This window comes from Acinetobacter sp. 1566109, from assembly GCF_000582255.1.
GTDB classification, from domain to species: domain Bacteria; phylum Pseudomonadota; class Gammaproteobacteria; order Pseudomonadales; family Moraxellaceae; genus Acinetobacter; species Acinetobacter nosocomialis.
On record NZ_JEYB01000084.1, the window covers coordinates 1 to 12,466 of the forward strand.

A 12,466-nucleotide genomic window follows, 5' to 3' on the forward strand; every position below is an offset into this window, starting at 1 on the left:
GTGTTCAATATCTTTCTATTCGCTATACCAATCGTTTAGAAGCTGCAAATTTACGAGCATCAGTCGGTACGACTGGTGATTCATACGATAATGCTTTGGCTGAAACGGTGAATGGCTTATACAAAACAGAGGTGATTGAATATTTAAAAGCAGATTGGCAAGGTTTAGCAGATGTACAACTTGCGACACTAAACTGGGTAGATTGGTTCAATAAAAAGCGTGTACACAGTGCACTGGGTTATGTATCGCCTTTTGAGTTTGAAGCAATGTACTATGATAAGATTAATCCGTTAGGTCAGGTGGCCTAACTTAAATAAAAAAGTCTCCGACAAACCCGGTACGGTTCACTATTTCAGAAGAAAAGCTTCCAATAAAATCTGGTAGCTTATATAGACAATCTCTTACTCAAGGTAAAGTAGTCAGGCATACACTTGCTCATACAACTTTTAATCTTTATGAAGGAGTTCTTCGCTTTTCTGACAGCTTTATTAATAATGAACTTAATCTAGAGCGTTATTTTATTCCGCAAGGTGAAACAGATAAGAGAACGGATGCTCTCAAAAAAGATGCTCGTTTAAGAAAAAATTTAGGAGAGTACGGTATCTCAGATTTATATGAGGCTTGCTCTGATGGGAATGGAGGTGCGGCATATCTTGGTGATGGAATATGGATCACTTCTGGGGGAGGAGTATATGATTGGGGAAGATAAGTTAATTTATATAAACAGTTGAAGACATTTCTTTAGCTAATTTATTTAGTTTATCTAAAATTAACATAATAGAGCTTATACGAAATGCTTTTTAAAATATCCCTGTTTTTCATATAGTTAAAAATTTTTCATCCCCCTGGAAAACAATAAAAAACCGACTTGGAAACAAATCGGTTTCTTTTTAAGCAATTTTGATACTTCTTGCCAATAAATTTGGTTAAAAAATAATCAAAATCGCACCTTTTCCCGATTTCTTAAGGCTTCCGTTTCTGAAATTATCCCCAATTTCTGTGGACAAATCTTGGGATAAAATAGACCAACGTTGTAAGTTAAAACTTACATGGATTTAAGGTTTTTGCGGATTGGTAATCCAAGGCATTAGCCCTATGATAAACACATAAGATATTAGATGTTTCTAGAAAACAAAAATAAGAGAATAGTGCAAGAAAGGGGCAGCAAGAGATCAGTAAAACAAGCAGCACCCCAATATAAAAAAGCCTAACAGGATGTTGGGCATTTTTGTGTCTTGAATCTGGATTTCGCATAAGAGATTTTATGTTAAGTAGGATGAAACTAGGTTTATTTTTATAAGCTTTAGATTAGAATGATAATAAAATATTTAAGATAATGAATTTTATGAAATATTATTTAATTTTCGCAGTGATTTTTTGCTCACAATTTAGCTTTGCTAAAGCATCTGATATTTCATTTTATGACTATGGAAGTGTCCACTTATTTACGTCAAAAGATCAGTTAAAATTAAGATCAATTGAGTTTTATAAAGATAATTCTGTTACGGATTGGTCTATGTGTACTCCAATACTTACTAATAAATTAAAAGTAACGAATGTAAAATATTCTTGGGAAAAAGAAATTTCAGGATTTACTGTGAATGATCCTAAATGGGGTGAGGAATTCTATTCTGTTGATTTGAGCGAAATTCCACAAGCACATAAATGGTTATTATCGACTTTAGTGCAAAAAGGAAGAATAGTTAAAATTACATCTAGGGCGTGTGGTTCTAGTTTGACACCTTACCTTATAAGAGTAGAGAAATAAAAAATATCAACTTATATCTTTGATTTTATTATTTATAATATCTTTAATGCTTTTATTCTCATCTTGAGATATTTTCTGAAGTTGAGAATAAAGTTCACTATTTATTGTAACTATAAATGTCTTCTTGATGAATTTTTCATATAAATAATATGAGTTTATAACTAAAAAAAGTGAACCAATTACAATAAGAACGAAATTCATCCCTTTATCAAAGTAAGCTGCTAGCAGAATACCAGCTGGAGCAATAATAAAAGCAAGATGAAATATAAGGAATAAAACTAGCCCATAGCAGTCCATCATTTAAGGCAGTTTTTTTCGTTTTTTTCAAACATATGATTGATATAACTGTAAAAGGAATGAGTAAAATTCCCACTCCTATTGCTTTAATGATGTCTAATAAAAACATATAAATATTATGTATGCTGAACTGTTAATTTTAAGCCAAGTGCATTCACAACACGATTGATAGTATCAAAACGCGGAGCTGAATCATGGCGAAGTGCTTTATAAAGTGCTTCACGTCCGATCCCTGCTTCTTTAGCAATTTGGGTCATACCTCTAGCTTTAGCAATGACACCAAGGGCATGAGCTAATTCAGCAGGATCATTATCTTCAAGAACCATATTGAGATACATCACGATGTCTTCTTCAGTTTTGAGTGACTCAGCCATATCAAAACTTGGTAAATCAGCTACTTTAACCATTTTAGTCCTCCAACGTTTTCGATAATTTGACTGCACGATCGATGTCTTGTTGTTGAGTTGATTTATCTCCACCACCAAGCATTACAATCACAACGTCACCATGTTGGATGTAATACATCCTCCATCCAGAACCGAAGAATTCTCTCATTTCCCAAACGCCATCTTGGAGAGGTTTAATGTCTCCCCAGTTCCCGCGTTGAACCTTATCTAATCGGCGATTCAAGCGAATGCGGGTCATATTGTCTTTAATGCCATCCAACCATTCATCAAATTCTGGTAGACGTTTAATTTCAATCATGAGGATTCCTTTTCTTCTCACTATATTGTATTCGATCGAATACAATATGCAAGTAATCTATACGACCATCCATTAATTTCGTATAGCGGCCATTATGTTAAATGGGATCAATATTTAATAAATTTTTATGTAAAAAAGACACCTTTAAAGGTGTCTTTCTTTGGTTAGAAAAGATTAATCACAATCTTACCAAAAGCACCTTTTGATAAATGTTCAAAAGCAGCAATCGCTTCTTCAAATTTATAAATGTGATCAATCACAGGTTTAATTTGATTGGCATTTAAGAAATCATTCATTCTTTCAAAAGCCACTCGAGGCGCTACCGCAATACCACGAAGTTTGGTTTGACGGAAAATCAAGGGCATCAAATTTAGCTGTGTTGTCTGACCTGTTAAGAACCCCACTTGAGCAATCGTTCCTGTCACTTTTGTTGCTGCAATAGATTGATTTAGACCATTACCACCTGCCACTTCAATCGTGACATCGGCACCCTTTCCATCGGTTAATTCAAGAACACGTTCTTCCCAATTTGGGTAAGTTTTATAGTTAATGCCTTCATCCGCACCTAATAAGCGAACTCTTTCTAGATTCTCATCTTTGCTTGATGTGGCAATGACTCGAGCACCATAGGCTTTAGCAAGTTGGATCGCAAAAATAGAAACACCGCCTGTACCTTGTACCAACACATTTTGTCCCGGCTTTAAGTTACCGACATCCATCATCGAATACCAAGCAGTTAGTGCTGCAATCGGCAACGTTGCTGCTTCAGCATCCGACATATTGTCAGGTGCTTTAACCGCACTTTCTTCATGCAAAATCATGTATTCAGCAAGCCCGCCAGGCAATGGCATTCCTAAGCAATAGTCAGGCTCGTTTGGTCCTGGTTCCTCATCAATCCAACGTGAATAAAGTGTTGTATTTACACGATCACCAAGCTTAAAGCGTGTAACACCTTCACCTACAGCAACGACCGTACCCACAGCATCAGATACAGGAATAAGTGGCTTTGGCACTAGATGAGGTTCATAAAAACCATCGACAATCGCTTTATCACGATAGTTTAAAGACACCGCACCGACTTTAATCAGTAATTCACCTGCCTGAGGTGTTGGAGTCTCTACTTCCTCTAATTTTAAATTTTCTAAGCCAAAATCTTTAAGTAACCAAGCTTTCATAATTTTATCCTAAGCAGATTTAATTCATAGAAACATTATAATTAAGGAATTAATTTTGATTAAGATGATAAAATTCCTAACATTATGGAATTAAATTCTCGAATAGGATTGTATGGATCATCAGTTTGCCGGCATTATCGAGTTCATTACAGTGGTCGACCAAGGGAGTTTTACAAACGCTGCCGAGGTATTGGGTTTGACAGGATCTGCTGTTGGTAAAAGTATGAATAAGTTAGAAAAAAGACTCGGTATTCAGCTTTTTCACCGTACTACGAGACGTCTTGCATTAACCCCTGAAGGAGAAATATGGCTGCGAAGCTGTAGACGCCTTGTAGAAGAACTAGAAGCGACCCAGTCGTTATTGTCTCAAGAAAATAATTCACCTACAGGAAGAATCAGAATTGATTTACCAACAACCTTTGGTCGTCGCTATATCTTTCCAACGTTATTAGAAATCATTCATCGTTACCCCCAACTTGATCTTACAGTTACATTTCAAGATAGAGCAGTTGATCTGATTCAGGAGGGGATCGATTTGGTCGTAAGAATTGGTGAATTAAAAGATTCTACAGATATCATCGCCAAGTCTTTAGGTCATCAAACGCTATTGATTTGCGCTTCTCCTGATTATTTAAAAAAATACGGCACACCGCAAAGTAAAGAAGATTTAAAACATCACCAATGTTTGATTGGTTGGCGAAGTCATAGTAAAGGCTATTGGTTTTTAAGAAATACCCTCAATGAAACGGAATTACATGAAATAAATTACAATCATGAAATTCCAGATGGAGATGCCATTCTAAGTGCATGTATGTCAGGCTTAGGATTGGCACAGCTTCCGAGCTGGCTTGCTTTTGAAGCAATAAGAGATGGTAAATTGATCCCCATTCTTCCTGAAATCTCAGGCGTAAAGATTCCGATTAATATTCTTTGGCAGAAACGTTGGCATCTACAGCCTAAAATTCGAGTCGTTGTTGATGAAATTATGACTTTTATAAAGACCAATCCAAAGTTATTTAATTAAGTTAAAATTTTCTAAAATTAACATAATACACCTTATACGAAATCAACATGTAAGCCCAAAATAGAAATGTCCGGTTTAGGTACTGTACTAGCATATCTTTAGTGAGCGGATGATATTTATTATTCATTATTTAGGAATTATTAAATCCTATAAATATCATTTATTGGATTAATTTACTTTGGTACTGTACACATCATCCTCCAGTTAAAAATAAGGAACAATTATGAATAAGATGATGAATGCTCTTATCTTAGAAAATTTTGGTGATCATGAATTTACACGTGTAGAACTCCCTATACCTCAACCAGAGGCTGGGCAAGTTCTAGTACGTATTCATGCTAGTGGTGTAAACCCTATTGATTATAAAATTCGTCTTGGTGAAGCACCATATGCTATGCCAGAGCTTCCTGCCGTGTTGGGAACAGATATGGCTGGGGTTGTCACTGCTGTTGGTGAAGGTGTCACCCACTTCAACGTCGGAGATGAAGTTTACGGTCTGATTGGTGGCGTTCGTGGTCTTCAAGGATCTTTAGCAGAATATGTTGTAGCAGATGCTGATCTGATCGCATTAAAGCCACGAAATATCTCTATGCGCGAGGCAGCAGTACTACCATTGACGTTCCTCACCGCTTGGGAAGGTTTAGTGGATAATGCGAAGGTCCAACCAGGGCAAACTGTACTGGTTCAGGGTGGTGCTGGTGGCGTTGGTTATATGGTTGTTCAGCTTGCAAAAGCACTTGATGCAAATGTTTGGGCGACTGGTCGTACAGCTGATCAATCACTGATTTCAGAACTCGGTGCAACACCTCTCGATTACACAACAGCATCTTCCGATGACATTATTGCTGCAAGCCCTGAGGGTCAAGGTTTTAACATTGTTTACGACACTGTGGGTGGTCCAGTACTCGATGCTTCACTTTCCATGACAACTCACTATGGCCACATTACCAGCTGTGCTGCATTTGGTAATCATAATTTAGCGAGTTCATCTCTACGGTGTGCCACAGTGTCTGGCGTATTCGTCCTAATGCCGATGTTAACAGGCAATCGCCGTGCTCATCATGGTGATATCCTTAAGATCGCTACTCGTCTTGTTGAGGAAGGTAAACTGCGTCCTATTGTTGATCCTCGTCATTTTACTCTAGACCAAGCGATTGAGGCTCATGATGCTGTTCAAGATCGCTCTGCCAATATTAAGGTAGTTATAGATGTCATTTAATGCACTTCAGGCCAAGACTTGGCGCTTCAATAGTATTGGAGATACAGATGTTCTGACATTAGAAACACTTCCTGTTGCTTTACCAGCCGCAGGAGAAGTTCTAATCCAGATGAAAACGATCGGACTCAACCGGGCTGATGTAATGTTTCGGCGTGGTACTTATATTCAAAAGGCAGTATTCCCTTCTCGTCTGGGATATGAGGGAGCAGGCGTAGTTCTGGCGATAGGTGAAGGTGTACGCCAATTTTCTCCAGGAGATGCAGTATCGATTCTTCCGACTGACAATCTAGCCAAATATGGGACATATGCGGACAAGCTTCTGATTCCAGAAACTTTTTTAGTTCACAAACCCGATAGTTTAAGCTGGGAAGAAGCTTCTTCAATCTGGATGCAGTATTTGACGGCTTGGGGTGGTGTAATCCATGCTGGTGGAGTTTCGAAAGGATAAACGATCTTGATCACAGCAGCTTCAAGTAGCGTAGGACTAGCTGCGATACAGATCGCTGAAGCAGCCGGTGCTAAGGTCATTGCAAGTACACAAACGACAGAGAAAAAGCAACGTTTACTGGATCTCGGTGTTAAAAATGTTATAGCCAGTGAAGATGAACCAGATTTGTATGAGGCGCTTGTTTCACGTTTGGGGGGAGAACATCTTGATGTCGCCTTCGATGCTGTAGGAGGGCCGCATATTGAACAGATTGCAAAAGCGATGTCGGTAGGAGGAACGATGGTTATGCATGGTGCGCTTAGCCCGGAGATCACACCATTTCCCCTTAAAGTTGCATTACGCAAGAGCTTAACCATGCGAGGTTTTTTGTTCCTTGAGGTTCTGCATGACCCTGTTCTAAGGGAGCAAGCCAGACGATTTATTCTTAGCAGTATAGGTGCAGGATATCTTCGTCCAGTGATCGACCGTTGCTTTAACTTTGAGGACATGCATGACGCTCAGCGCTATCTTGAATCAAATCAGCAAATAGGAAAAATTGTAGTTACTCTGAATACATGATGGTCTTATCTGATTTCTACTTTCTAGAAATAAGGTTAGTTCCATCTGATTCAAGTTTCTATATGGCCCAGCACTTCCACTAAGTAATCAAACAATGCTCGGATTCGCAAAGGTGTCGGGCCCCGCTGTGGACGATATAAATACAGGCGCCAAACAGGAGAGGTTTCCTCATGAAGTATCTGAATGAGCTTACCACTCCTAAGCCACGGCAAAACTAGAAATCCAGGCATGTGTCCGAATCCAACTCCAGCGAGAATCGCTTGAAATTCAGCTTCTAGATCATCTGTAATAAAACGGGGCTTTGATGGCGTAAAGCTTCGACTTTCGGTGAATGTCCATGGCCAGTAACGTCCTGTTTTATGATCGACTAATGCTGTTAGAGGGTATTTATCTAGGTCAATAATTTTTTTGGGCATTCCAACCTTATCAATTAACTCTGGCGTACCCACAGAATAAAAGTTCACTTTCGCCAATTCCCTTGCCACATATCGATTGTCCGGCAAAAATCCAAATCTGATCCCGATATCTATTCGCTCATCGATCACATCCGAGTGTGAATCGGTTAGCACACAATCCACGACAATATCTGGATAACGTGTGGCAAATTCTGCTAGTGCGGGTACTACCAATTTGCGCCCTAACACAGACGACACAGTAAGACGGACAGTCCCACGCATTTCATCTCGTTTTTCCTTGGTGTCTTTTACGAACAAAGCATCGATCGATCCCACCGCAAAACGTGCTTGCTTTGCCAAACGCTCACCATCAGCGGTAATTTTAATTTGTCGAGTACTCCTGTAAAACAGAATCTCTCCGCGCTGCTCTTCTAGTTCTTTTATTGCCCGTGTCACTGCCTGTGGGGAAATACCCAGCTGAGTTGCTGCCTCTTTAAAATTTCGAGACTCTGATGCGACACAAAAGATACGCATCATTTCCAATTTGTTATGCATGTCCAATCCTGTGTTATGGCAATTATTCCGTAAATAGGAATTCTGAAAGATAATATTATTCATTTATTATACCTAACAAGGCTGTAATACTTAACCCATCAAATATGATTGACAGATAGGTTGAAGGTTACTTGTATGAATAATATAGAAAATAAAGTTGTTGTTATCACTGGTGCAAGTAGTGGTTTAGGTGAAGCTACTGCTCGCTTCCTTGCTAAAAAAGGTGCAAAGGTTGTACTTGGTGCTAGACGTACTGAAAAATTAGAGGCTATTGTTCAGGATATTCGTGCTGAAGGTGGTCAAGCTGAATTTATTGGTATGGATATAACCAAACCACATGAAGTACAAGCACTTATTGAAAAGGCATTAAGCGCATTTGGTCAAATCGATGTATTGGTAAACAATGCTGGATTAATGTCTATTGCACCATTAAGTGAGCTAAAAGTTGATGAATGGGATCGTATGATCGATATTAATATTAAAGGTGTTCTTTATGGTATAGCAGCTGCCCTACCTGTTTTCCAAAAACAAAACTTTGGACACTTTATTAATCTCGCATCTGTTGCAGGGATAAAAGTATTTAGTCCAGGAGGTACTGTTTATAGCGGTACTAAGTTTGCTGTAAGAGCCATCTCTGAAGGACTTCGTCATGAAGTTGGGGGAACAATTAGAACGACGACTATTGAGCCTGGTGCAGTTGAGTCAGAACTAAAATTTGGTTCTTCTCATAAAGAAAGTTCAGAGTTTGTTACTGATTTCTACAAACAAGCTATACCAGCTGACTCAGTCGCTCGAGCAATTGCTTATGCAATTGAGCAGCCTGCGGATGTAGATATTAATGAAATTGTTTTACGCCCAACGAGCCAAGAGTTTTAATAATTGAATAAAAAAAATGGGAGCACCTCGCTCCCATTTTTACTATATTTTTAAAGTTAAGGACAAATCTATGAAAGCCGTATCGTATGTTATAAATAACCATGATGATTTTAAAAATTCATTGGTAGATATTGAAAAAGCAAAGCCTACGCTTAAGGAGCGTGATGTACTGGTAAAAGTTCAGGCAATCTCTGTGAATCCAGTTGATACCAAAGTGAGAAAAAATTCGTCTGAAGCAAATAATCGTATTTTAGGTTGGGATGCCGTTGGGGAAATTATCGAAGTTGGCTCAAAAGTTACCTCGTTTAAAGTAGGAGATTCTGTTTGGTATGCTGGCGATTTAACCCGAGATGGTAGTAATGCTGAGTTTCAAGCAGTCGATGAACGAATTATCAGTCTTAAACCAATTACAGTATCTAATGCAGAAGCAGCAGCATTGCCATTAACTGCAATAACGGCATGGGAAATGCTTTTTGATCGGTTTCAAATTTCAGAAACAGAAGTTGGCAGTATTTTAATTATTGGTGGTGCAGGCGGTGTAGGATCAATCGCTATCCAACTCCTAAAAGCAAAAACAAATCTGACGGTTATAGCAACTGCTTCGCGTGAAGAAACGAAATCTTGGGTGGAATCACTTGGTGCCGACCATGTCATTGATCATAGCAAAGATTTAAATGCACAAATCGAGACACTAGGCATTGCAAAACCAAAATACGTATTCTCTACAAATCATACAGAAACATATATCAACCAAATAGTTTCTCTGATTGCACCACAAGGCAAGCTTGGATTGATCGATGATCCACAAACATTTGATATTATGCCGTTTAAGACTAAATCTATTTCTATCCATTGGGAGTTGATGTTCACCCGTTCAATGTATGAAACCGATGATATTGAAAAGCAAGGTGATCTATTGCAACAGGTTGCCCAATTAGTTGACCAGCAAAAAATTAGAAGTACCCTCAACCAAAATCTAGGCAAAATTAACGCTGCAAACTTGGAGAAGGCGCATAAGTTACTTGAATCAGGCAAGTCAAAAGGCAAAATTGTACTAGAAAACTTCTAAAACAAATTCAAGGTGAAATAATGACTATTTCAATAATTGCGAACTTTAAGGCAAAATCAGATCAAAAAGAGACGTTAGAAGCGCTTTTAAAAAGTGTAATAGAGCTTACGCTTCAAGAAGAAGGATGCTTGTAATATGAGCTTTATATTAGCGAAAATGACTCGAGTAGATATTTCTTCTTAGAAGAATGGCGTAGCAGGGAGGATTTAGATATCCATATAGCCTCTGATTATATTCAAAGTTTATTTGGTAATATCTGATCCTAGCCAAAATAATGGACAGTACTTCCCTCTAAAGATAACGTAACGTTAACTTTGGAGATCCAAGAAATGGCCAAACGTTTTAGTGCTGAATTTAAACAGCAAGCAATTGATTATGCACTTTCAAACTCACACGAGCCTATAGCTGCAATCGCCCAGAAATTAGGTGTGGGTTATTCAACTTTAGACAAATGGATTCGTGAAACCAATCCAGTGGGTTCAAGCAAACGTCAACTTTCACCAGAACAACAGCGGATCTTGGAATTAGAGAAAGAAGTCAAACAGCTCAAGGAAGCCAATGACATCTTAAAAAAAGCGCATGTGTACTTTCTAACAGATCATGCCAAGAAAAGTACACGGTAATTCAAGATCTAGATATGAATGAAGTCACGGTATCTTCTGCCTGTAAATACCTAGGTGTCAGCACTTCAGGCTATTATGCCTGGCGAAAACGTCAGGCCAATACGGTAGAGAAATATAATGATTTAAAAGCCGTATATTGGCAGCATCATGCACGATTGGGTGCACCTTCATTGGTACATGACATGCATGATTTAGGTTACAGCATGAGTGAACGCACTGTTGGAAGAATGCTGAAAAATCTGGGTTTACGCAGCAGGATTGCGCGTAAATACAAGCATACGACTGATTCAAACCATCGTTTGCCTACAGCACCCAATCTGTTAGAGCGTCAATTTACAGTCATTCAGCCTAACAAGGTTTGGACAACGGATATTACCTATATCCGTACCAAGCAAGGTTGGCTGTATTTATGTGTGATGCTGGATCTATTTAGTCGTCGTATCGTGGGGTGGCAAACCAGCCATCGAATAGACCGCCAGTTGGTGTGTGATACGTTTAACTATGCAATGGCTCGTCAGGGTTATCCAACTGGTGTTATGGTTCATTCGGACCAAGGTTCACAGTACTGTAGTCGTGATTTTAGAGCGCTGTTACTGACAAATGATTGTACTCAGAGTATGTCTAGACGTGGAAACTGTTGGGATAATGCAGTGACTGAAAGCTTCTTTCATACATTGAAAGGTCATGTGGTCCATGGCAGTGTGTTTGCCACTCGAAAAGAAGCGAATGCTGTCTTGTTTGACTATATTGAGATTTATTACAATCGGGTCAGAAGACATTCTGCAAATGGCTGGTTAAGCCCTGAAGCCTTTGAGAAGAAATATTTTAAGAATTTAGAGGGATTTGTTGTCCACGATACTGTCTAGGATCAATCCAATCGTTAATTGAATCAAGTGATATTATAGAAATCAAAAAAATATAGCTGTATTCGGACATTATGATGAAGTATTCTTCAAATTAACATAGAGACTTAGAAAGCTAACATAATAATGGGAGCTCTAAGCTCCTATTTTTTAATATTTTTTTAATTTTTTAGTAGTAACCTAGGCTTCAACAAATTATGCCCCTAAGGGGAGCCACCAGTACCCTGCATTTTGACAACAATGTCATCGTTTAGAGGCAGCAAATTTACGACCATCAGTCGGTGCGACTGGTGATTCATATGATATTGCTTTGGCTGAAAGGGTGAATGACTTATACAAAACAGAGGTGATTGAATATTTAAAAGCAGATTGGCAAGGTTTAGCAGATGTACAACTTGCGACACTAAACTGGGTAATCGAGAATAAGCGAATTCCTATTCCTGAACACGTACAGCCTGAACCGGAAAAAAGAGGCTTTGGGAGCCGTTTTTTTAGACCCTATGATTAACCACGATTGTTTAACTAATATGAACAAAGTCGTGAAACTTTGGTCAAAGAATAGGCGTGGAACGTGAAAAATCATAAAAAAACCCACCTTGGGGAAGATGGGCTATCAACTAGAAACTACAGCATTGATTTCTAAAGATAATTATAACGCATTTCGTATAAGGTGTATTATGTTAATTTTAGAAAAATTAAACTTGTAAAATATTAACATAACTGTCTGACATTTCTTGCAGATCTAACTTAGTAGTAACATTTAGAATGTCATCGTAATTCAGAAGATTTTGTATTGGAAAAATACCCTTAAGTATTGATCTAAGAAGGAAATAATAAGAATAGAGCTGTTCATGAATATCAAAGTTGATATCAGCGCCTATTCTTTGACCA

At 38.4% G+C, this 12,466-nt stretch carries 12 protein-coding genes and 4 pseudogenes; 11 read left to right on the forward strand and 5 right to left on the reverse strand.

The features are described 5' to 3' along the window. A partial coding sequence (locus tag J582_RS23180; RefSeq protein ID WP_032023782.1) for an integrase core domain-containing protein occupies positions 1-308 on the forward strand: 308 nt, incomplete at its 5' end. Between the two features lie 1,037 nt (positions 309-1,345). Beyond that, positions 1,346-1,768: a hypothetical protein gene (locus tag J582_RS23185; protein ID WP_006582116.1), complete on the forward strand. Its 423-nt coding sequence runs from the start codon at positions 1,346-1,348 to the stop codon at positions 1,766-1,768. Positions 1,769-2,181: 413 nt separating this feature from the next. On the opposite strand, the gene J582_RS23190 is transcribed toward J582_RS23185, so the two are convergent. From J582_RS23190 to J582_RS23200, 3 genes are all read right to left on the reverse strand, one after another. Continuing rightward, on the reverse strand, positions 2,182-2,472 hold the full coding sequence (locus tag J582_RS23190) for an addiction module antidote protein (RefSeq protein WP_006582118.1): 291 nt from the start codon (positions 2,470-2,472) through the stop codon (positions 2,182-2,184). Position 2,473: 1 nt separating this feature from the next. Next, on the reverse strand, positions 2,474-2,770 hold the full coding sequence (locus J582_RS23195) for a type II toxin-antitoxin system RelE/ParE family toxin (RefSeq protein ID WP_004647749.1): 297 nt from the start codon (positions 2,768-2,770) through the stop codon (positions 2,474-2,476). Positions 2,771-2,934: 164 nt separating this feature from the next. Then, a complete protein-coding gene (locus J582_RS23200) occupies positions 2,935-3,945 on the reverse strand; it encodes a zinc-dependent alcohol dehydrogenase family protein (RefSeq protein ID WP_006582119.1) in 1,011 nt (336 codons plus the stop codon). 112 nt (positions 3,946-4,057) lie between these two features. Between J582_RS23200 and J582_RS23205 the strand changes: the two genes are divergently transcribed. The 3 genes and pseudogenes from J582_RS23205 (at position 4,058) to J582_RS26830 (ending at position 7,194) form a co-directional block, all read left to right on the forward strand. Continuing rightward, on the forward strand, positions 4,058-4,969 hold the full coding sequence (locus J582_RS23205; RefSeq protein ID WP_006582120.1) for a LysR family transcriptional regulator: 912 nt from the start codon (positions 4,058-4,060) through the stop codon (positions 4,967-4,969). Positions 4,970-5,192: 223 nt separating this feature from the next. Next, on the forward strand, positions 5,193-6,188 hold the full coding sequence (locus J582_RS23210) for a zinc-dependent alcohol dehydrogenase family protein (RefSeq protein WP_006582121.1): 996 nt from the start codon (positions 5,193-5,195) through the stop codon (positions 6,186-6,188). Continuing rightward, a pseudogene (locus J582_RS26830) lies at positions 6,178-7,194 on the forward strand (zinc-dependent alcohol dehydrogenase family protein). The gene J582_RS23210 and the pseudogene J582_RS26830 overlap by 11 nt, the downstream one beginning before the upstream one ends. Before the next feature lie 50 nt (positions 7,195-7,244). On the opposite strand, the gene J582_RS23215 reads toward J582_RS26830, so the two are convergent. Continuing rightward, positions 7,245-8,144, reverse strand: a complete 900-nt coding sequence (locus J582_RS23215) for a LysR family transcriptional regulator (RefSeq protein WP_021511106.1) — start codon at positions 8,142-8,144, stop codon at positions 7,245-7,247. A 135-nt stretch (positions 8,145-8,279) separates the two neighbouring features. On the opposite strand from J582_RS23215, the gene J582_RS23220 reads away from it, so the two are divergent. The 6 genes and pseudogenes from J582_RS23220 to J582_RS27140 all read left to right on the forward strand — a co-directional run. Next, positions 8,280-9,020: an SDR family oxidoreductase gene (locus J582_RS23220; RefSeq protein ID WP_001059481.1), complete on the forward strand. Its 741-nt coding sequence runs from the start codon at positions 8,280-8,282 to the stop codon at positions 9,018-9,020. Between the two features lie 70 nt (positions 9,021-9,090). After that, on the forward strand, positions 9,091-10,089 hold the full coding sequence (locus J582_RS23225) for a zinc-binding alcohol dehydrogenase family protein (protein ID WP_000649019.1): 999 nt from the start codon (positions 9,091-9,093) through the stop codon (positions 10,087-10,089). Between the two features lie 20 nt (positions 10,090-10,109). Further along, positions 10,110-10,349, forward strand: a pseudogene (locus J582_RS27135) (putative quinol monooxygenase). Between the two features lie 69 nt (positions 10,350-10,418). Further along, positions 10,419-11,578, forward strand: a protein-coding gene (locus J582_RS23235) for an IS3 family transposase (protein WP_085945698.1) whose coding sequence is annotated in 2 segments (ribosomal slippage) — positions 10,419-10,653 and positions 10,653-11,578 — 1,161 coding nt in all. Because the reading frame shifts where the segments join, the coding sequence is not laid out codon by codon here. 241 nt (positions 11,579-11,819) lie between these two features. Next, positions 11,820-11,990: pseudogene (locus tag J582_RS26835) on the forward strand (IS3 family transposase); the annotation flags it as partial. Then, positions 11,991-12,083: pseudogene (locus J582_RS27140) on the forward strand (DNA-binding protein); the annotation flags it as partial. Between the two features lie 187 nt (positions 12,084-12,270). Here J582_RS27140 and J582_RS27145 read toward each other — a convergent pair. Then, positions 12,271-12,466: hypothetical protein (locus tag J582_RS27145; RefSeq protein WP_032048681.1), on the reverse strand; the 196-nt coding region annotated here is incomplete at its 5' end.

Excerpts from the sequence above, each read along its gene's own strand:
- J582_RS23225 (WP_000649019.1), top strand. The coding sequence starts at position 9,091 with ATGAAAGCCGTATCGTATGTTATAAATAACCATGATGATTTTAAAAAT.
- J582_RS23215 (WP_021511106.1), bottom strand. The coding sequence starts at position 8,144 with ATGCATAACAAATTGGAAATGATGCGTATCTTTTGTGTCGCATCAGAG.
- J582_RS23205 (WP_006582120.1), top strand. The coding sequence starts at position 4,058 with ATGGATCATCAGTTTGCCGGCATTATCGAGTTCATTACAGTGGTCGAC.
- J582_RS23185 (WP_006582116.1), top strand. The coding sequence starts at position 1,346 with ATGAAATATTATTTAATTTTCGCAGTGATTTTTTGCTCACAATTTAGC.
- J582_RS23190 (WP_006582118.1), bottom strand. The coding sequence starts at position 2,472 with ATGGTTAAAGTAGCTGATTTACCAAGTTTTGATATGGCTGAGTCACTC.
- J582_RS23210 (WP_006582121.1), top strand. The coding sequence starts at position 5,193 with ATGAATAAGATGATGAATGCTCTTATCTTAGAAAATTTTGGTGATCAT.
- J582_RS23195 (WP_004647749.1), bottom strand. The coding sequence starts at position 2,770 with ATGATTGAAATTAAACGTCTACCAGAATTTGATGAATGGTTGGATGGC.
- J582_RS23220 (WP_001059481.1), top strand. The coding sequence starts at position 8,280 with ATGAATAATATAGAAAATAAAGTTGTTGTTATCACTGGTGCAAGTAGT.
- J582_RS23200 (WP_006582119.1), bottom strand. The coding sequence starts at position 3,945 with ATGAAAGCTTGGTTACTTAAAGATTTTGGCTTAGAAAATTTAAAATTA.